Below are 19361 nucleotides of genomic sequence, written 5' to 3' on the forward strand. Positions count from 1 at the left end.
CCTGACCCGGTTCGGGCGCATGGTGACGGTCGTCCACCGCCGTGACGAGCTGCGCGCCAGCAAGATCATGCAGGAGCGCGCGTTCGCCAACGAGAAGATCCGGTTCGTCTGGGACTCCGAGGTCGTCGACGTGCTCGGCGACACCAAGGTCGAGGCGGTCAAGCTGCGCAACGTCAAGACCGGCGAGGAGTGCGAGCTGGCGACCGACGCGCTGTTCCTGGCCATCGGTCACGACCCGCGCACCGACCTGGTCAAGGGCCAGGTCGAGCTCGACGACGACGGGTACATCAAGGTCGCCTCGCCGTCGACCGCCACCAACATCGACGGCGTGTTCGCGGCCGGCGACGTCGTCGACCACACCTACCGCCAGGCCATCACCGCGGCCGGCACCGGCTGTGCCGCCTCGCTCGACTCCGAGCGCTGGCTGGCCAACAACGAGAAGTAAGGAGCGCCCCGTGAAGGCAGTTACCGACGCCACGTTCGAGACCGAGGTCCTCAAGAGCGACAAGCCCGTGCTGGTCGACTTCTGGGCCGAGTGGTGCGGCCCGTGCCGTCAGGTCGCGCCCATCCTGCAGGAGATCGCGAACGAGCACGGCGACAAGCTTGAGATCGTCAAGCTGAACATCGACGAGAACCCCGAGGTTCCCCGCCAGTACGGCGTGCTCCAGATCCCCACGATGAACGTCTACAAGGGGGGCGAGGTCGTGAAGCAGATCATCGGCGCCAAGCCGAAGGCCATGCTGCTCCGCGAGCTCGACGGCATCATCTAGTCGCCCTCATGTGAGAGCCCCCTGCGGCGGTGCCCGCGGGGGGCTTTCGTTTGCCCTTCTTCGGCCCCCAAGAGCCGTCAGACGGGACGAAGGGCGCGCTCCGGGCTCATGGACCCCAGAAGGCGTTCGAGGGCCACCTCGACGTCCTCACGCCACGAGATGGCGCTCTTCAACTCCAAACGCAGGCGCGGAAACCGCAAATGCGGTCGAACCGTCTTAAAACCCACAGAAAGCAAGTATTCAGCAGGAACTACACAACTAGGCTCTTCCCACTTCAGGTCGCCGAACGCCTCGATGGCTTTCACCCCGCGCCGGGTCAGGTCCTTCGCCACGCCCTGGATCAGCATCCGGCCCAGCCCGCCGCCCGAGAACTCGGGGATGATGTGGGCCGTCATCAGCAGCACCGCGTCGGCGCTCACCGGCGAGGTGGGGAAGGCCAGCGACCGCGGGCTGTAGAGCGGCGGGCTGTAGAGGACGAACCCGGCCGGAACCCCGTCGACGTAGGCGATTTTCCCGCAGCTCCCCCATTCCAGCAGCGTGCCGGAGATCCAGGCCTCCTTCTCCAGCCCGGAGTCGCCGGAATGGATGGCACGCTCGCCGCTGACGGGATCGAGCTCCCAGAACACGCAACGCCGGCAGCGGCGTGGCAGATCTTCGAGATTGTCCAGGGTTATGTTGACCAGCCGGCGCGACAACTACGGCCCCTATCGTCGACCCAGAAAAGCGCGCGAAAACCGCGTCCGTTGGTGGCATGGTAGCTCAGTGAAGATGCAGCCAGCGGATACCACGACGGTCGAGCCCGGTCACGAAGGACATGTCCGACTGGCGTAATCTGGTATTTCGGTCCGATATGACACCTAGGAGGTGGGCCGTGACGGAAGAGCTGGATCACGGTCAGACACCCGCGACCCAAGGGTCGCGCATCGACGCCTACGTCGACCGGTATGCCGCGCGAGCTACCGGGATGGTCGCCTCCGAGATCCGAGCTCTCTTCGCCGTCGCGTCGAGACCCGAGGTGGTCTCGCTCGCCGGCGGCATGCCGTACGTCACGGCGCTCCCCCTCGACATGGTCGGCGAGCTGGTCTCCGACCTGGTCACCACGCGCGGCACGGTCGCGCTGCAGTACGGTTCCGGCCAGGGTGACCCGCACCTGCGCGAGCAGATCTGCGAGGTCATGCGGCTGGAGGGGATCGAGGCCGGGGCGAACGACGTCGTCGTCACCGTCGGTTCACAGCAGGCGCTCGATCTGATCACCCGGATCTTCATCGACCCGGGCGACGTCGTGCTCGCCGAAGGCCCCTCGTACGTCGGGGCCCTGGGGACGTTCTCCGCCTACCAGGCCAAAGTGGTCCACATCGCCATGGACGATCAGGGCATCGTGCCCGAATCGCTGGCGCAGACCATCTACGCGCTGGAGACCGCCGGAGCTCCCGTCAAGTTCCTCTACACGATCCCGACCTTCCAGAACCCGGCCGGCGTCACGCTCAACCTGGCCAGGCGGCAGCAGGTGCTCGACATCTGCCAGCGTGCCGGCATCCTCATCATCGAGGACAACCCGTACGGGCTGCTCGGCTTCGACGGCGAGCCCATGCGCGCCCTGCGCGCCGACAACCCCGACGGCGTGGTCTACCTGGGGTCGTTCTCCAAGACGCTCGCCCCCGGCTTCCGCGTCGGCTGGGCGCTCGCGCCGCACGCCATCCGCGACAAGCTGATCCTGGCCATGGAGTCGGCCGTGCTGTCGCACTCGGTGTTCACGCAGCTCGCCGTGGGCCAATTCCTGGCCACCCAGCCGTGGCGGGAGCAGATCAAGTCCTTCAAGGAGCTCTACCGCGAGCGGCGCGACTCCATGCTGGACTCCCTGGAGGCCCTGATGCCGCCCGAGGTCACCTGGACCCGGCCGGCCGGCGGCTTCTTCGTCTGGGCGACCCTGCCCGAAGGGCTCGACTCCAAGGCGATCCTGCCGCGGGCCGTGGCCGAGCGGGTGGCGTTCGTGCCCGGCACCGGGTTCTTCTCCGACGGCAGCGGCGCCCGGCACATGCGACTGTCCTACTGCTTCCCCGAGCCCGACCGCATCCGCGAAGGCGTCCGGCGCCTGTCCGGGGTGATCGAGCAGGAGATGCAGCTCCGGGACATGTTCGGCACCGGCTCCGGTCCCGAGCGGGCCGGCGTTGACACGCCGGGGCCCGAACTGGCCTAGCTTTCCCCGGTACGGCCGGCGCTCCCCGGGGACGGGAACGCCGGCCGTACTCGTGTGCGGGCCTCACCTACACCATTCGCCGCCAGCCGCCGGTACGGTTGGACGCGTACGATCAGCGGAGGAGATGTGATGAGCGATCTGGGCCACGTGCTCGTGCTGGCCGGGGGCCTCTCCTATGAGCGGGAGGTGTCCCTGCGCTCCGGCCGCCGGGTGAGCGAGGTGCTGCGCGCCACGGGCATCGACGTGGAGGCCCGCGACACCGACGCCTCCCTCGTGCCCGCCATCCTCGCCGACCCGCCCGAGGCTGTGTTCGTCACCCTCCACGGCGGCGCGGGCGAGGACGGCGCGATCCGTTCCGTGCTCGAACTGCTCGACGTGCCCTACGTCGGCGCCGGCCCCGACGCCTGCCGCGTGGCCTTCGACAAGCCCACCGCCAAGGCCGTCGTACGCTCGGTCGGCCTGCGCACCCCCGAGTCCGTCACCCTCCCCAGGGAGACCTTCCACGACCTCGGCGCCACCGTCGTGCTCGGCCGCATCATCGACCGGCTCGGCCTTCCCCTGTTCGTCAAGCCCGCCCGCGGCGGCTCGGCGCTCGGCGCGTCCATCGTCCGCACGGCCGAAGAGCTGCCCGCCGCCATGGTCGGCTGCTTCGCCTACGGCGACACCGCCCTCATCGAGCGGTACGTCGAGGGCGTCGAGGTGTCGGTCTCGGTCGTCGACCTCGGCGAGGGGCCGGTGGCGCTGCCCGCCGTGGAGATCGTCCCCGACGCCGGCGTCTACGACTACGCCGCCCGTTACACCGCCGGGCACACCGAGTTCTTCGCCCCCGCCCGCCTCTCCGCGGCCGCCGCCGAAGCCTGCGCCCGGATGGCCGTGACGGCGCACACGGCGTTGGGGCTGCGGGACATCTCCCGCACCGACCTGATCGTGGACGCGTCCGACGACCCGCACTTCCTTGAGGTGAACGTGGCGCCGGGGATGACGGAGACGTCGCTGCTGCCGATGGCGGCGGAGGCAGCGGGGCGCGATCTCGGCGACCTCTGCCGCACCCTCCTCCAAAACGCCGCCCACCGCCCCCACCCCTAACCCCTCTCCTGACCCACTCCTCCCAGGGCAGCTGTTCTCCTCGGCCGCGCGGCAACGGTTCTCCTTCACCGCCGCAGCAAATGTTCGTCTCCGCCGCGCGGCTGCTGTGCTCCTCCGCCGCGCGGCAACTGTTCTCCTCCGCCGCGCGGCGGCTGCCTTCTTGTCGTGCCGCGGGGGCCACCCGTTGCCCGCGGCACGAGAGCCCCCTTGGTCCGTCAGGCGATGACCGCTCCCGTCTTCGCACGGCGGCTGCTCCCTCGCCCCTCGTGCTGCGCCGCCCGTTGTCCGCCGCACAACAGCCCCATATCCGTCAGGCACCTACCGCTCCCGTCCCGCCGCGCGGCTGCCGCTCCCTCGCCCCTTGCACGACGGCCTCCCCTCGTCCACCAGGTGACCACCGCTCACTTCTCCACACGGCTGCCGCTCTCCTGGTCCCCCGCGCCATGCCTCCCGTAATCCCGCCGCACAACAGCTCTCTTCGTCCACCAGGCGACCACCGCCCTCGTCTCCTGAACAGCTGTCCCCTCATCCCCGCGCGGCTGCTGCCCTCTTGTCGCGCCGCTAGCGCCGCCCGTTTCCCGCCGCACGACAGCCCCTCTATTCCGCCAGGCGACTACCGCTCGCTTCTCCCACACGACTGCCGCTCTCTTGTCCCCCGCGCGACGCCTCCCGCAATTCGCCGCACGACAACTCTCTTCGTCCGCCAGGCGACCACCGCTCGCGTGCTCCGCATGATGCTGCTCCTGCCATCTCGCGCGCCGAACTGACGGCGCCTTCTTGAAGGCCTGCTTCCCTTGTGCTCTACTGCGCCGGAGCCGCATGCCTCGGCCTCACCGCTCTTTCCTCCCCTCCCCACAGGCCGCCCCACTCCCCGACGGGGCGACCCCGCCTTCCTTTCGATGCCTCGACAGGTTGCGGCCGCTAACTCATGGACAGCAGCCGTGGATCCTTTGGCGGACACCGTCGACCTCCCAGCCGTGCCAACCGCCGCCATGCCGCACAGACGACTGGTCGCACCCGCACTGCTCCAGATCCCCCGACAACGGCCACCGGATGAACATCAGCGCGACGCCGACGGGAGACATCACCGCCAACGACTCACGAGGCATCCGCGAGAACCACCCCGGCGGCCCCGCCCCTCACAGCCTCCGCCCAAGCGCCTTGCATAGCCTTACGGTGTGCCGATCAATCCCGCCCACCCGAAGAGCTTCGCCAGCGACAACCACGCCGGCGTGCACCCAGACATCCTCAACGCCATGACCGCCGCCAACCAGGGAGACGCCCCCGCCTACGGCGACGACACCTGGACCTCGACCTTCGAGCACAAAATCAAGGAAACGTTCGGCCCCACAGCGGAAGGCTTCGCCGTACTCAACGGAGCCGGCGCCAACATGGTCGGCCTGGCTCTCATGCTCGGCCGCTACGACGCCGTCCTCTGCGCCGACACCGCCCACATCGCCACCCACGAAACGGGCGCCACGGAACGCCTCCTGGGCGTGAAGCTCCGAACCATCCCCACCCCTCAGGGCAAGCTCCACCCGGACGACATCAAGGCCCACCTCCACCTCATCGGCCAGCACCACGAACCCCAACCGGCGGTCGTCTCCATCTCCCAGGTGACCGAGCTGGGCACCTGCTACTCCCCCGCCGAGATCGCCGCCCTGGCCGAAACGGCCCACGCCTCCGGCCTACGCCTCCACGTGGACGGCGCCCGCCTCGCCAACGCCGCCGCCCACCTGGACTGCTCCCTGAAAGCCATCACCACGGACGTAGGCGTGGACGTCTTCAGCTTCGGCGGCACCAAGAACGGCGCCATGGCCGCCGAAGCGGTGGTCGTCCTGGACCCGTCCCTGACAGACGCGGTCCCCTACCTTCGCCGCCAGTCGCTGCAGCTGGCCTCCAAGATGCGCTTCGTCTCAGCCCAGCTTTCCGCTCTCCTGACCGACGACCTCTGGCACCGCAACGCGTCCCACGCCAACCAGATGGCACTCCGTCTGGCGGACGGCCTCGCGGACGTCCCCGGCGTCGCCCTCGCCTACCCCGTGGAGTCCAACGCCGTCTTCGCCACCCTCCCCCACGCGATCTCTGAATCCCTCCTGCAGAACTACCTCTTCCACTACTGGGACGAGATCGCCGGCACGGTCCGCTGGATGACCGCCTTCGACACCACCGAAGAACATGTGGACGATTTCCTGGCCGCCCTTCACAAGGCAGCCACCCCGTAGCCCTTCTCTGACACCGTTTCACGTGAAACACCGCCACCCGCCACGCTCCCCCGGTCGGAGTCCCGCAGGCGTTTCACGTGAAACACGTCCACTCACCCATCCAGGAACGGATGCCTAGGACGTGGGACGTGAAGGGCCGCCCCCCGAGGCCCGACCCGATAAGAGGTCGAGGCTGAACAAAACCCGCCAGGCGCTACCCCAGCCATGGGACTCCGACGCGAATGGGGCTGCCGAGCAATCACCACACGGCACTAAGCGTGCTACGCAAGAGCCGGGCAAACCAAGGAGCCGAAGAACCAACCCGGCGGGGCGAACCGAGAAGCCGAGGCACTACGTGAGTCGGGGAGCCGCGCAAGCCGGAGAGCCGCGCAAGCCGGAGCGAGCTGGAGAGACCCCAAGGCCGCAGCCCGGCCAGCCATCGTGCTCGCCCCGCATGCCGCACCCACGACGCAGCCCTGCGGACACACCCACAACACGAAGAAGGACCGACACAGGTGAACAGGTGCGAGAAGAGAGGAGAGAGGAGAACTGAAGAGAAGAGAAAGCGAAGAACGAAGGAAGGGGTTTCACGTGAAAGAGCGAGTGGTTTCACGTGAAACAGGCAAGGTCAGTCCTCGCGCTCCCGCATCGCCCGTGCCGCCTCAGGCGCCATCGTCCCGATGATGCGCTCAAGGTCGTCGATCGTCGCGAACTCCACCACGATCCGCCCCTTACGCCGCCCCAAGTCGACCTTGACCTTCGTCTCGAAGTGGTCGGAGAGCCGGTCCGCCAGATGGGTCAGCCCAGGAGCCGTAGGCTTGGGCGCCTGCCGCTCACGCGGCGCCTTCTGAGCGGCCTTCGCGCTGCCCATGGCGACGATCTCCTCCACCGCCCTCACGGACAGCAGCTCCGCCACGATGCGCTTGGCCAACTCAACCTGCTCCTCCGAACTGCTCAGGCCGAGCAGTGCGCGAGCGTGCCCGGCGCTGATGGTGCCGGCGGCTACGCGGAGCTGAACCTCCGGCGGGAGGTTGAGCAGCCGGAGCGTGTTGGTGATGTGGGATCGAGAGCGCCCCACCTTGCTGGCCAGCTGCTCATGGGTCGCTTGGAAGTCGTCCAGCAACTGCTGGTAGGCCGCCGCCTCTTCCAGAGCGTTCAGCTGCTCGCGCTGGAGGTTCTCGATGAGCGCGTCCCGGAGGAGGTCGGTGTCCTGGGTGTTCCGGACGATCGCCGGGACCGGGTCAAGACCGACCTGCTGGCACGCCCGCCAGCGCCGCTCCCCCATGATCAGCTCGTACTGGCCGCCACCCACGGATCGCACCACGATCGGCTGCAGAAGGCCGACCTCGCGGATGGAGTCGGCGAGCTCCTGGAGGCGCTCGTCGTCGAACACCTCACGCGGCTGACGAGGGTTGGGCACGATCGCGGTCAGCGCGACCTCTTTGAAGTACGCCCCAGCGATCGGCATTGGGCCTGCCTCGACCGTGGAGCCGTTCGAGGGAGCGGGCGCCGTACCCGGGCCGTCAACGATGGGTCCGGTCGGGATGAGCGCCCCGAGTCCCTTGCCCAATCCCCGCCGCTGCTGACTCACTGCGTCTCCTCATCCAGCCGGTCGATTCCGGTCACTCCAGGAGAGGTTACCGTTGCGGGCCCAGCGGGGTGCCCCCACGCCACACACAGTCCCGTGGGATTTACGCCGACACGGTTACAAATCTGCCCAACTCACGACTCGCGCCGAACGAGACCGCTCACCGCCGGCGTCCAGCGCCGGCGTCCACCCCGCCGACCCGGCGCAGGCACACCGGAGCACAGGCATGACGACCCACCCCCTCAGGCCGTGCCTGAGAGACCCGCGAGAGACCAGCCGTCAGGCCACGGTGGCGCGGTGGGCGATCTCCCGGGCCGCGTCCATGTAGGCCATCGCCCCGCTCGACCCCGGATCGTACGTCATGACCGACTGCCCATAGCTGGGCGCCTCCGACAGCCGGACGCTGCGCGGAATGACTGTCTTCAGCACCGTCTCCCCGAAGTGCGACCGCACCTCGTCGGCGACCTGCGAAGCCAGCCGGGTACGCCCGTCGTACATCGTCAGGACGATCGTGGAGAGCCGCAGAGCCGGGTTGAGGTGCGCCTTGATGAGGTCGACGTTCCTGAGGAGCTGCCCCAGCCCCTCCAGCGCGTAGTACTCGCACTGGATCGGGATCATGACCTCCTCCGCCGCGACCAAGGCGTTGACCGTCAGCAGGCCGAGGGACGGCGGACAGTCGATGACGATGTAGTCGAACTCCGCCTCGTACGCCGCCAGCGCCCGCCGGAGCCGGGCCTCCCGCGCCACCAGCGAGACGAGCTCGATCTCCGCGCCGGCCAGGTCGATCGTGGCGGGCGCGCAGTAGAGGTTCGGCATCTCGGGGACCTGCTTGACGATCTCCACCATGGGCAGATCGTCGACGAGCACCTGGTACACATCCGGTACGTCACCACGATGCTCGGTGGCCAGCGCCGTCGAGGCGTTGCCCTGCGGGTCGAGGTCCACCACGAGGACGCGCTGGCCGTGCATCGACAGGGCCGCGGCAATGTTCACCGAGGTGGTGGTCTTGCCGACGCCGCCCTTCTGATTGGCCACCGCGATCACTCTGCACTTCGCCGGCCGAGGCCAGGAGTTGTCGCCGTCGCCGCTGGTGCCACCCCTCTGGGCGGCGGCGGGCTGCTCGGTGGCTGGCTGAGGGGCGGCCGGTTGGGTGTTGGCAGGTGTTTCACGTGAAACCACTGAACTGAGCGCCTCTCGTACCAACGGCGAATCACCGGGGTTCAGGGGGGTCTGGGTCACGTTGGCCATCCTTTCAACCAGTGGTGTGCCGGTGCCGGGAATTTGCTGTTGCGACACGCCCATTTCGGGCCATCCAACCCCGGTTGGGCTCTCGGACAGACGGCTGTCCGGCCAGCCAAGACCGCAAGACGCGACTGGCACAACCGTCACCTCCTTCGTCGCCGCCTGGCTCGCTCCGGCGCGCGACCCGCTACCACCCGAACCAATGTTGCAGGCGGCTCGACCTTACCGTGCCCGACGGTCACAAGCTCGGCCGTTCGGGCCCCGCAGGCCCGCAATTGGGACTCCGCCTCGGCGAGCTCGCCGGCGGCTCGCTCCCCCTTCATGGCTATCAGCTCGCCGCCCTCACGCAGAAGAGGCATGGCCCATTTCAGCAGCCGGTCGAGTGGCGCGACCGCCCGAGCACTGGCGACGTCGAACTCCCGCTCCCCCGCCAGATCCTCGGCCCGCCCGCGCAGCACCTCGACGTTGTCCAGCTTGAGCGCCTCGACGCACTCCTCCAGGAACACCGTACGGCGAAGCAACGGCTCCAGCAGCGTGACCTCGATGTCCTGGCGGACGATGGCCAGCACCAGCCCCGGCAGCCCCGCCCCCGAGCCGATGTCCACCAGCCGCACCTCCGGCGGCACGGCCTCGGCGACCACGGCGCAGTTGAGCAGGTGGCGATCCCAGATACGCGGCACCTCACGCGGCCCCAGCAAGCCCCGGACGACGCCCGGGCCCGCCAGCAGCGCGGCGAACGCGTTCGCACGGTCCCATGCCTCCCCGGCGAAGACGTCCCGCGCTATGTCCGGCGGCGCCGGAAGCTCTTCGCTCACTGGATGCTGGCCCTTTCTCGGTCTCAGGTGGTGTTCGTACTCAGGTTGCCTGCTCGGCGGTGATGCCGGTGGGCGTTCGACGGTGGGTGTCTCGACGTTCTAGGGGCGGTGTCCACCCAAGGCTAGATGTGAGATCACACTGGAAGACTAGCGGGCTGGCATGTGGGTGACGGTCGAGCACGCCGCCGCGCGCCCCTCCCGATCCACCCTCGACACCAAATCCCCTACAGACGACATAGAGCGCATATCACCCGAAATAAACACTCAAAGGCACTTTTCGGGACGAACAACAAGGCCAGCGCACAAAACCGCGCGCTCCCCCGCTAACAGCGACGAACAACAAGGCCAGCGCACAAAGACGCTGGACAACTCCCCAACAACAAGAAACAGGGATCGATCCGCACAAGCACGGAGGCCGGCCCGCAAACCCGCCAGCGGCCCACATAGGCCCCGCACCCCGTACGTACAGCTATAGATACGGAAACGGCCGCCCATCAGCGCACCCAAGCGCCGACAGACGGCCGAACCGGCTCACCATGCACGTTTCAGGCGGGAAGGACCACCACGTACCGCTGCGGCTCCTCACCCTCGGACTCGCTGCGCAGCCCGGCGGCCGCCACCGCGTCGTGGACGATCTTCCGCTCGAACGGCGTCATCGGGTGCAGCGCCTTCGGCTCACCCTTGTCCTTGACCTGGTTGGCGACCTCGGTGCCGAGCTTGCTCAGCTCGGCCCGGCGCCGCTCGCGGTAGCCGGCGACGTCGAGCATGAGCCGCGACCGCTCCCCGGTCTGCCGGTGGACGGCCAGCCGGGTCAGCTCCTGCAGCGCCTCCAGGACCTCGCCGGCGGGCCCGACCAGCTCGTTGCCCTTGAGCCCCACGACGGAGACCATGGCGCGGTCGCCCTCGACGTCCATGTCGATGTCGCCGTCGATGTCGACGATGTCGAGAAGGCCCTCGACGTAGTCGGCAGCGATCTCGCCTTCCTGCTCAAGCGCGTTGAGATCAGGAGCCTTCTCCTGCTCGGCCTCGGTCATGGCCGGCCTCTCCTTCGTGTTCAAGACTTCTTGCTGCCGGTGCGCTTGCTGCGGGACTGGCGGCTGGGCTGCTGCCTAATGATCTTAGGCTCCGGCGGGGCGGGAGGGGCCTCCTCTTCCGGAGTGGTCTTGCGCATCTTTGCCACCAGGCCGGGCTTGGGCGTCACGGGGATGGCGTTGCCCTTGGCGTCGAACTGCGGCATCGGGTGCCGGCTGTAGAACCAGTGCTGCTGGCCCAGCGTCCACAGGTTGGTGGTGACCCAGTAGAGGATCAGGCCCAGCGGGAAGTTGAGGCTGAAGAAGGCGAACAGCGGCGAGATGTACATCAGGATCTTCTGCTGCTGCGCCATGGGGTTGTCCGGCATCTGCGCCATCGAGCGGGTCACGCTCTGCCGGACGGTGAGGAACGTGGTGAGCGAGCTGATCGCCACGAAGAAGCCGATGACGACCTTCTGGGCGATGTCAGGGGCCTCGAAGAACGTGGCGGGCAGGGGAGCGTTGATGATCAGCGCGTGCTTGGCGCTGTCGACCAGCTCCTGCGACATGCCGAACTTGGCCTGGTCGGCGGCGATGGCCCGCAGCACGGTGAACATCGAGATGAAGATCGGGAACTGCGCCACGACGGGGAGGCAGCCACCGAGGGGGTTGGCGCCCGCGCCCTGGTACAGCGCCATGACCTCCTGGTTCATGCGCTGCTTGTCGTTCTTGTAGCGCTTGCGGAGCTCCTGGACCTTCGGTGCCAGCTCCTGCATCTTCCGCGACGACCGCATTTGCTTGAGGAACAGCGGGAAGATGAGGATCCGCATGCAGACGGTCAGCGTGACGATGGTCAGCGCCCAGGTCAACCCGCTGTTGGGGTCGAGGAAAGTGCTGTAGACCTGGTGGATCCAGGTGATGACTTGGGCGACGGCCGTGTACAGCCAATTGAGCCAGGACAGCTCCACCGAGCTAGCTCCCTTGCGTTTCGTGGGACCGGACCGGGCGTGGGGGCACCGGGTCTATACCTCCGGGATGGAATGGGTGGCACCGCCCGATGCGCCGGACAGTCAGCCATGTGCCGCGCAATGCCCCATGTACGGCAATCGCCTCGAGCCCATACGCGCTGCACGACGGGTAGAACCGGCAGCGTGGACCGAGCATCGGGCTGATGAACGCCCGGTAGAACCGAATGGGGATGATCAGCGCCCGGGCGGCGAGGCCCGGCATCCCTTGCGGCTGCTCCGTCATCTGTGTCCACCCGTCGAGGACTCGCGCCGCCTGAGCAAACGATCCAGCGCGGCGTCGAGATCGGCGGCCAGTTGCTCGACGCACGCGGACGCGGCCGGTGGATTGGCGCGTACCACCAGCAGGCTACCTCGCGGCAGCCGGTCGAGACGGTCGCGCATCAGGTGTCGGAGCCGTCGTTTGACCTTGTTCCGGGTCACCGCGCCACCAACGGCCTTGCTCACCACGAAACCAACCAGAGGTGTCTCTTCCCCAGAAAGGTTGAGATGCACCACCAAAGTGGGGCGTCCGGCGCGTTTGCCGCGTCGGACCGCCGCTTCGAACTCGTCCCCGCGTCGCATGCGGGATTGACGGGACAGCACCGTATACGCCTAACGCCCGTCGGCGAGGTACACCGACGGGCCGGACTTCGGGCGCGGGTCGATCAGGCCGACAGCTTCTCGCGGCCCTTACGGCGACGGGCGGCGAGGATGGCGCGACCGGCCCGGGTGCGCATCCGCAGCCGGAAGCCGTGGGTCTTCGCGCGACGACGGTTGTTCGGCTGGAAAGTACGCTTGCTCACGGGTGGGCTCCAGGCTTGAAGGTGCGCCCAGGGGCGCTTATACACACATGACTGGCCTGCCGTGGGAGCGAGGGCACGCGAAATAGCCGTCGCGTGGCAAGCCGACCGTCGTACGTTACGGGCCAACGGCGTCCCAGGTCAAACTGAACGGGTTATCCACTGATCCACAGGCGACTTTTCCACCGCCGGGCCCACGTCCACAGTTTGTGCATCCAGGTGCCACTACGCTGTGGACAACGTCTTGAACACAGCTGTGCACATGGATACTGTCGGCCCTTCTGGACCACCGGAAACACCGTGCACAGCCTGTGGATCTCCTGTGGAGGACCTGGGTACGAAGCCCTGCCGCCACGCTGTGGACGAAGGGGTCGCCGACCGCTCGGGGCGACCACGGTCATGTGGATAAACGATCGCGGGGGGCCGCGAGAGGAAGGAGGGGAGCCGCACCATGAGTGGTGTCGACCTCGGCACGGTATGGGCGAGGGCCCTGGGCAACTTCCTCAACGAGAACGTGCCCATCCAGCAGCGCACCTGGCTGTCGATGGTCCGTCCGATCGCTCTCGCGGACGACACGATCGTGCTCGGCGTCCCCAACGACTTCCTCAAGGACCTCATCGAGGGCAAGTTGCGCCCGCTGGTGGCCCACGCGCTGTCCCAGGAACTGGGGATGACGATGCGGCTGGCCGTGATGATCGACACCACGGCTCCGGAACAGCCTTTGCCGGACGCCCATCAACAGCCTGTGAATGTGCCTTATCCCCAGAGTGTGGATAGCCAGCCGCGTTACACACAGCCGGTGCAACCCCAGCACTACCAGGCATCCGAGCCCCCGCAGTTCTATTCTCCACAGCCCGAGCAGCCTCCGGCGTCCACCGAATATCCACAGCCTTCGTTCTCTTTTGAACAGGTGCAGCCGTACACACCGCCTGTGGAGAAAGCGCCGGAGCCGGCGCCGAATCGCTGGGAAGCGAAGAGCAACAAGCCCAGCGAGCCGGCCAGACTCAACCAGAAGTACACATTTGAGACATTCGTCATCGGCGCCAGCAACCGGTTCGCGCACGCCGCGGCCGTGGCGGTGGCCGAATCCCCCGCGAAGGCGTACAACCCGCTCTTCATTTACGGCGACTCCGGCCTGGGGAAGACCCACCTGCTGCACGCGATCGGGCATTACGCGCAGAGCCTGTACGACGGCGCCCGGGTGAGATACGTGAGCTCGGAGGAGTTCACCAACGACTTCATCAACAGCATCCGCGACCACAAGGCCGACGGCTTCCGCGGCCGCTACCGCGCGATCGACATCCTGCTCGTGGACGACATCCAGTTCCTGGAGGGCAAGGAGCAGACGCAGGAGGAGTTCTTCCACACCTTCAACACCCTGCACAACGCCAACAAGCAGATCGTCATCTCCAGCGACCGCGCGCCCAAGCAGCTCATCACGCTGGAGGACCGGCTGCGCAACCGGTTCGAGTGGGGCCTGATCACCGACGTCCAGCCGCCCGAGCTGGAGACCCGCATCGCGATCCTGCGGAAGAAGGCCATCCAGGAGGGCCTGGCCGCGCCGCCCGAGGTGCTGGAGTACATCGCGAGCCGGATCTCCACCAACATCCGCGAGCTGGAGGGCGCCCTGATCAGGGTGACCGCGTTCGCCAGCCTCAACAGGCAGGGTGTGGACCTGCAGCTCGCCGAGGTCGTGCTGAAGGACCTGATCACCTCGGAGTCCGACACCGAGATCACGATCGCGGCCATCATGACCGAGACCGCCAACTACTTCGGCATCAGCATCGAAGACCTGTGCGGCACCTCGCGCAGCCGCGCGCTCGTCAACGCCCGGCAGATCGCCATGTACCTGGCGCGCGAGCTGACCGAGCTGTCGCTGCCGAAGATCGGCCAGCAGTTCGGCGGTCGCGACCACACCACCGTGATGCACGCCGAGCGCAAGATCCGGTCGCTCATCGCCGAGCGCAGGTCGATGTACAACCAGGTCAACGAGCTGACAATGCGTATCAAACAGAGCAAGCGTGGATCTTGATGCTCGTACACAGCCTGTGGAAAACACTGTGGACCAGCGGAAACGCAAAATCGGCGCGTCGGTACGACCGCCAATGCCGGGAAAAATCCACCCACAAGGGCTGGGGACGAATCTGGGGACATCCTGAGGAGAACCTGGGGATGACTCGTGGATAACGTGTGGACGGCCTGTGAACAGTCGATCTGGGACTCCAGAAGGCCCCCTCTTACCCCGTGGACAACCTGTGGAAACCTCGTGGATAACCGGTGGATGAACACCCCATGATCTGGGGACGGCCTGTGGGCGACGAATCTCCATCCCCAGGCGGCGAAGTTTCCCCCAGGCGTCACCCACACCCTCGGTGGATGAAAACAGGGGCACTGAGCTGCGAGGACATCAGTTGTCCACAGTTCCCACAGCCCCTAGTGTGATGACCTCTTATCTCTCTTACTAAGAAAATCAAAGACCCATAGAGGGGTTCTCCCCGAACCGCGGTGCGGGAGAGTGAACACTTGAATCAACGACGAACCCAGGAGGCTGATCACCGTGATGTTCCGAATCGAGCGAGACGTCCTCGCTGAGGCGGTGGCATGGACGGCACGCAGTCTCCCGGCGCGCCCGTCGGTGCCCGTGCTCGCCGGCATGCGCCTGGAGGTGACGGAGGGCCAGCAGCTCAAGCTGTCGGGGTTCGACTACGAGGTCTCCGCCGAGGTCACGCTCGAACTCCACACCGGTGAGGCGGGCGTCGTCCTGGTCTCGGGCAAGCTGCTCGCCGAGATCACGCGCGCGCTTCCCGCACAGCCTGTGGACTTCGTGGTGGAAGGCGCCAAGGCCGTCGTCACGTGCGGCAGCGCCCGGTTCACCCTGCTGACCATGCCTGTGGAGGACTACCCTTCGCTCCCGGCCATGCCGCCGGCCGCCGGGCGGGTGGGCAGCGACGTGTTCGCCTCCGCCGTCAGCCAGGTCGCCGTCGCGGCGGGCCGGGACGACACGCTGCCGATGCTCACGGGCGTGCGCATGGAGATCGAGGGCGACACCGTCACCCTCGCCGCCACCGACCGCTACCGGCTCGCCGTGCGCGAGCTCAAGTGGCAGCCGGGCCAGCCCGACTTCGCCGCGATCGCGATGATCCCCGGCAAGACGCTCGCCGACACCGCCAAGGCCCTCGGCACCACCGGCGCCGAGGTGGAGATCGCGCTCAGCTCGGCCGGCGGCACCGGCGAGGGCATGATCGGCTTCTCCAGCGCGGGCCGGCGCACCACGACGCGGCTGCTCGACCCCGAGTTCCCCAAGTACCGCTCGCTGCTGCCCACGGAGTTCTCCGCGCGCGCCGACCTGTCCACAGGCCCGTTCGTCGAGGCGGTCAAGCGCGTGGCCCTGGTCGCCGAGCGCAACACCCCCGTACGCCTGGCGTTCAAGAGCGGCGAGGTCGTGCTGGAGGCCGGCAGCGGCGACGAGGCGCAGGCCGTCGAGGCACTGCCTGTGGATTACGAGGGCGAGGAGATGAACATCGCCTTCAACCACCAGTTCCTGCTGGAGGGGCTCGGCGCGATCGACTCCGACGTGGCGCGCCTGCAGATGACGACCTCGACCAAACCGGCCATCCTCACAGGGGGCAAGCCTGTGGACGAAGGCGCAGGTACGGACTACCGTTACCTGATCATGCCCATCCGCCTGTCGGGCTGATCCCGTCATCGGGGATGATGGAAGCCTGACAAGGGGGTAGAGGAGCGTCATGCAGATCGGCATGGTGGGACTGGGCAAGATGGGCGGCAACATGGCCGAGCGGCTGCGCCGCGGCGGCCAGGAGGTGGTCGGTTACGACCGCGACCCCGGCATCAGCGACGTGGGCAGCCTGAAGGAGCTGGTCGAACGGCTGTCCGCGCCGCGCGCGGTCTGGGTCATGGTTCCCGCGGGCAAGCCCACCCAGCAGACGATCGACGAGCTCGGCGAGCTGCTCGACGAGGGCGACATCGTCGTCGACGGCGGCAATTCACACTATGTGGACGACCAGAAGCACGCCGCCGAGCTGCGCGAGAAGGGCATCGGCTTCGTCGACTGCGGCGTGAGCGGCGGCGTGTGGGGGCTCCAGAACGGCTACGCCCTCATGTGCGGCGGCGAGCAGGCCGACGTCGACCGGCTCATGCCGATCTTCGAGACGCTCAAGCCCGAGGGCGAGGACGGCTTCGTCCACGCCGGTGACGTCGGCGCCGGCCACTTCGCGAAGATGGTCCACAACGGCATCGAGTACGGCATGATGCAGGCGTTCGCGGAGGGCTGGGAGCTTCTGGAGGCGTCCGACGTCGTCAAGGACGTCAGGGGCTCCTTCAGCAGCTGGCGCACCGGCACCGTCATCCGCTCCTGGCTGCTCGACCTGATGGTGCGGGCGCTCGACGACGACGAGCACCTCGACCAGCTCCGCGGTTACGCCCAGGACTCCGGCGAGGGCCGCTGGACGGTCCAGGCGGCCGTCGACCACGCCGTGCCGCTGCCGGTGATCACCGCCGCCCTGTACGCGCGGTTCGCCTCGCGCCAGGACGACTCCCCCGCGATGAAGGTCGTCGCCGCGCTGCGCAACCAGTTCGGCGGCCACGCGATCACCTCGACCGAGGGCAGCACCGGCAAGGGCGCCGACTCGCCCGGCGCCGACGTGGCCCCGCCGCGCGAAGCCGAGTAACCCGGCTGAGCAGCCCAGCCGGGGTCCGGCCGGTCGGGCCGGCCGGTGGTCCACAGGCCGGCCGTGGAAGCCCGAGGTTTTCCACAGGACGGCAAGCCGGTGACACGGGCGGCCCCCGCGGCGGACTAACCTTCGTGGGGTGCATGTCGCCCACCTCTCGCTGACCGACTTCAGGTCCTACGCGTCCGTGGAGCTCGGTCTGGAACCGGGCGTCACGGCTCTCGTCGGGCCCAACGGCCAGGGCAAGACCAACCTGGTCGAGGCCCTCGGCTATGTCGCGACGCACTCCAGCCACCGCGTGGCCAACGACGCGCCGCTGGTGCGGCAGGGGGCCGCGCGGGCCATCGTGCGCTGCGCCGTCCACAGGGACGACCGGCGGGCGCTGGTGGAGCTGGAGATCAACCCGGGCAAGGCCAATCGGGCGCGGCTCAACCGCTCCCCCGTGTCCAGGCCGCGCGACGTCATCGGGCTGCTGCGCACGGTGCTGTTCGCGCCGGAGGACCTGGCGCTGTCCAAGGGCGACCCGTCGGAGCGCCGCCGTTTCCTCGACGACCTGCTCGTGGCCAGGGCCCCGAGGTTCGCCGGGGTCCGGGCCGACTACGACCGGGTGCTGAAGCAGCGCGGCGCCCTGCTGCGCACGGCCGCGCAGGCCCGCAGAGGCAGCAGGAGCGGCCGGCGGGCCGAGAGTGACACCGCGTTCGCCGCCGCGGGCGCCGGCGACGTCCTGAGCACGCTGGAGGTGTGGGACGCCCACCTCGCCAGGCACGGCGCGGAGCTGTTGCGGGCGCGGCTGGAGCTCATCGAGGCGCTGCGCCCGCTGGTGGCCGGGGCCTACGCCGCGCTGGCCCCCACGAGCGCCCCCGCGACGCTGGCCTACCGCAGCACGTTGTCCACAGGTGGGGACGGCGCGGAGGACGAAGTCGCCGGTGAGCGGGGATCTCCCGATGCGCAGACGTTATCCACAGACTTGGGGAAAACCCTTGAACAGCAGCTCCGCGACCGGCTCACGGAGGTCCGCCAGGCCGAGCTGGAACGGGGCGTCACCCTGGTCGGCCCACACCGCGACGACCTGATCCTGGGCCTCGGCGACCTGCCCGCCCGCGGCTACGCCAGCCACGGCGAGTCGTGGTCGTTCGCGCTGGCGCTGCGGCTGGCCGCCTACGACCTGCTGCGGGCCGACGGCGGCGACCCGGTGCTGATCCTCGACGACGTGTTCGCCGAGCTCGACAGCCAGCGCCGGCGCAGGCTGGCCGAGATCGTCGCGCCGGCCGAACAGGTGCTGATCACCGCCGCCGTGCCCGACGACGTGCCGAAGGAGCTGGCGGGGGCCCGTTTCGACGTCGCTGAGGGGAGCGTGACCCGTGTCCGATGAGCAGCACAACGCGGCGGCCAGGGGGGCCGCCATGGCGAGGGAGAAGCTCGCGCAGGCGAAGGCCGACGCGGCCAAGCGCGGCCAGCTCCCGCGCCGCGAGCCCAGGCGCAAGGCCGGCCCGCGCAGGGAGGCCGGCGATCCCCAGCTCTTCGGCCGGGCCATCGCCGACCTGCTGGCCGACCGCGGCTGGGAGCGCTCGGCGGCCGTCGGCGCGGTGTTCGGCCGGTGGAAGGAGATCGTCGGCCCCGACCTGGCCGCCCACACCCGGCCGGAGTCCTTCGACGAGGGCGAGGTGCTCATCGCGGCCGATTCCACGGCCTGGGCGACGCAGGTCAGGCTGCTCGCGCGCACCCTCATCCGCAGGCTCAACGAGGAGCTGGGTGACGGTTCCGTGACAAAGGTCAAGGTCAGGGGGCCGCAGAACGCGCCCCGGCCCACAGGGGGTTTGCGGGTGACCGGAAGTAGAGGGCCCGGCGACACCTATGGTTAGGCGCCGGGGGCGATCAGACAGCCGCAGACGCGATAAGCCCCCTTTCCGAAGGGGGGATGCTTGAGTGGGGGGCAAATCGAGCTAGGGCGCAT

At 68.3% G+C, this 19361-nt stretch carries 19 protein-coding genes; 10 read left to right on the forward strand and 9 right to left on the reverse strand.

The window, feature by feature from the left end; genetic code table 11:
* On the forward strand, nt 1-445 hold a 445-nt coding region (locus tag ACWCSD_RS09280), incomplete at its 5' end, for an NAD(P)/FAD-dependent oxidoreductase (RefSeq protein WP_449913845.1).
* Between the two features lie 10 nt (nt 446-455).
* Nucleotides 456-770, forward strand: a complete 315-nt coding sequence (gene trxA, locus ACWCSD_RS09285) for a thioredoxin (protein ID WP_352322961.1) — start codon at nt 456-458, stop codon at nt 768-770.
* 77 nt (nt 771-847) lie between these two features.
* Here the strand turns inward: trxA and ACWCSD_RS09290 are convergent, their stop codons facing one another.
* Nucleotides 848-1465 carry a GNAT family N-acetyltransferase gene (locus ACWCSD_RS09290; RefSeq protein WP_364333084.1) on the reverse strand — a complete coding sequence of 206 codons (618 nt, stop codon included), beginning with the start codon at nt 1463-1465 and terminating at the stop codon, nt 848-850.
* A 155-nt stretch (nt 1466-1620) separates the two neighbouring features.
* On the opposite strand from ACWCSD_RS09290, the gene ACWCSD_RS09295 reads away from it, so the two are divergent.
* From ACWCSD_RS09295 to ACWCSD_RS09305, 3 genes are all read left to right on the forward strand, one after another.
* On the forward strand, nt 1621-2967 hold the full coding sequence (locus tag ACWCSD_RS09295) for an aminotransferase-like domain-containing protein (RefSeq protein ID WP_397178812.1): 1347 nt from the start codon (nt 1621-1623) through the stop codon (nt 2965-2967).
* A 129-nt stretch (nt 2968-3096) separates the two neighbouring features.
* Nucleotides 3097-4053, forward strand: a complete 957-nt coding sequence (locus ACWCSD_RS09300; protein WP_449913849.1) for a D-alanine--D-alanine ligase family protein — start codon at nt 3097-3099, stop codon at nt 4051-4053.
* 1178 nt (nt 4054-5231) lie between these two features.
* Nucleotides 5232-6278, forward strand: coding sequence for a threonine aldolase family protein (locus ACWCSD_RS09305; RefSeq protein ID WP_449913851.1), 1047 nt, complete (start codon nt 5232-5234; stop codon nt 6276-6278).
* A 607-nt stretch (nt 6279-6885) separates the two neighbouring features.
* Here the strand turns inward: ACWCSD_RS09305 and ACWCSD_RS09310 are convergent.
* The 8 genes from ACWCSD_RS09310 to rpmH all read right to left on the reverse strand — a co-directional run bounded on the left by ACWCSD_RS09310 (nt 6886) and on the right by rpmH (nt 12722).
* On the reverse strand, nt 6886-7848 hold the full coding sequence (locus tag ACWCSD_RS09310; protein WP_449913853.1) for a ParB/RepB/Spo0J family partition protein: 963 nt from the start codon (nt 7846-7848) through the stop codon (nt 6886-6888).
* A gap of 276 nt (nt 7849-8124) precedes the next feature.
* On the reverse strand, nt 8125-9093 hold the full coding sequence (locus tag ACWCSD_RS09315) for a ParA family protein (protein WP_449913880.1): 969 nt from the start codon (nt 9091-9093) through the stop codon (nt 8125-8127).
* Between the two features lie 137 nt (nt 9094-9230).
* The gene (gene rsmG, locus ACWCSD_RS09320; RefSeq protein WP_352322967.1) at nt 9231-9902 is read right to left on the reverse strand and encodes a 16S rRNA (guanine(527)-N(7))-methyltransferase RsmG; all 672 of its coding nucleotides are present in this window, start codon (nt 9900-9902) and stop codon (nt 9231-9233) included.
* Between the two features lie 545 nt (nt 9903-10447).
* Nucleotides 10448-10936 carry a Jag family protein gene (locus ACWCSD_RS09325; protein WP_449913855.1) on the reverse strand — a complete coding sequence of 163 codons (489 nt, stop codon included), beginning with the start codon at nt 10934-10936 and terminating at the stop codon, nt 10448-10450.
* Nucleotides 10937-10956: 20 nt separating this feature from the next.
* Nucleotides 10957-11880, reverse strand: a complete 924-nt coding sequence (yidC, locus tag ACWCSD_RS09330; protein ID WP_352362300.1) for a membrane protein insertase YidC — start codon at nt 11878-11880, stop codon at nt 10957-10959.
* Nucleotides 11881-11884: 4 nt separating this feature from the next.
* Complete coding sequence (gene yidD / locus ACWCSD_RS09335) at nt 11885-12142, reverse strand: membrane protein insertion efficiency factor YidD (RefSeq protein ID WP_352322972.1); 258 nt, start codon at nt 12140-12142, stop codon at nt 11885-11887.
* Nucleotides 12143-12159: 17 nt separating this feature from the next.
* Nucleotides 12160-12501: a ribonuclease P protein component gene (gene rnpA, locus ACWCSD_RS09340; protein WP_387671795.1), complete on the reverse strand. Its 342-nt coding sequence runs from the start codon at nt 12499-12501 to the stop codon at nt 12160-12162.
* A gap of 83 nt (nt 12502-12584) precedes the next feature.
* Nucleotides 12585-12722: a 50S ribosomal protein L34 gene (rpmH, locus tag ACWCSD_RS09345; RefSeq protein ID WP_043614899.1), complete on the reverse strand. Its 138-nt coding sequence runs from the start codon at nt 12720-12722 to the stop codon at nt 12585-12587.
* A gap of 448 nt (nt 12723-13170) precedes the next feature.
* On the opposite strand from rpmH, the gene dnaA reads away from it, so the two are divergent.
* From dnaA to ACWCSD_RS09370, 5 genes are all read left to right on the forward strand, one after another.
* Nucleotides 13171-14751: a chromosomal replication initiator protein DnaA gene (dnaA, locus tag ACWCSD_RS09350; protein ID WP_357974053.1), complete on the forward strand. Its 1581-nt coding sequence runs from the start codon at nt 13171-13173 to the stop codon at nt 14749-14751.
* A 525-nt stretch (nt 14752-15276) separates the two neighbouring features.
* Complete coding sequence (dnaN, locus tag ACWCSD_RS09355) at nt 15277-16416, forward strand: DNA polymerase III subunit beta (protein WP_387659418.1); 1140 nt, start codon at nt 15277-15279, stop codon at nt 16414-16416.
* Between the two features lie 49 nt (nt 16417-16465).
* Nucleotides 16466-17407, forward strand: coding sequence for a phosphogluconate dehydrogenase (NAD(+)-dependent, decarboxylating) (gene gnd / locus ACWCSD_RS09360; protein WP_397155112.1), 942 nt, complete (start codon nt 16466-16468; stop codon nt 17405-17407).
* A gap of 139 nt (nt 17408-17546) precedes the next feature.
* Nucleotides 17547-18779 carry a DNA replication/repair protein RecF gene (gene recF / locus ACWCSD_RS09365; protein WP_358291201.1) on the forward strand — a complete coding sequence of 411 codons (1233 nt, stop codon included), beginning with the start codon at nt 17547-17549 and terminating at the stop codon, nt 18777-18779.
* Complete coding sequence (locus ACWCSD_RS09370; protein WP_352324557.1) at nt 18769-19269, forward strand: DUF721 domain-containing protein; 501 nt, start codon at nt 18769-18771, stop codon at nt 19267-19269. The genes recF and ACWCSD_RS09370 overlap by 11 nt, the downstream gene beginning before the upstream one ends.
* Nucleotides 19270-19361: the final 92 nt, after the last annotated feature.

The sequence above is a fragment of the Nonomuraea sp. NPDC001684 genome (assembly GCF_053596515.1).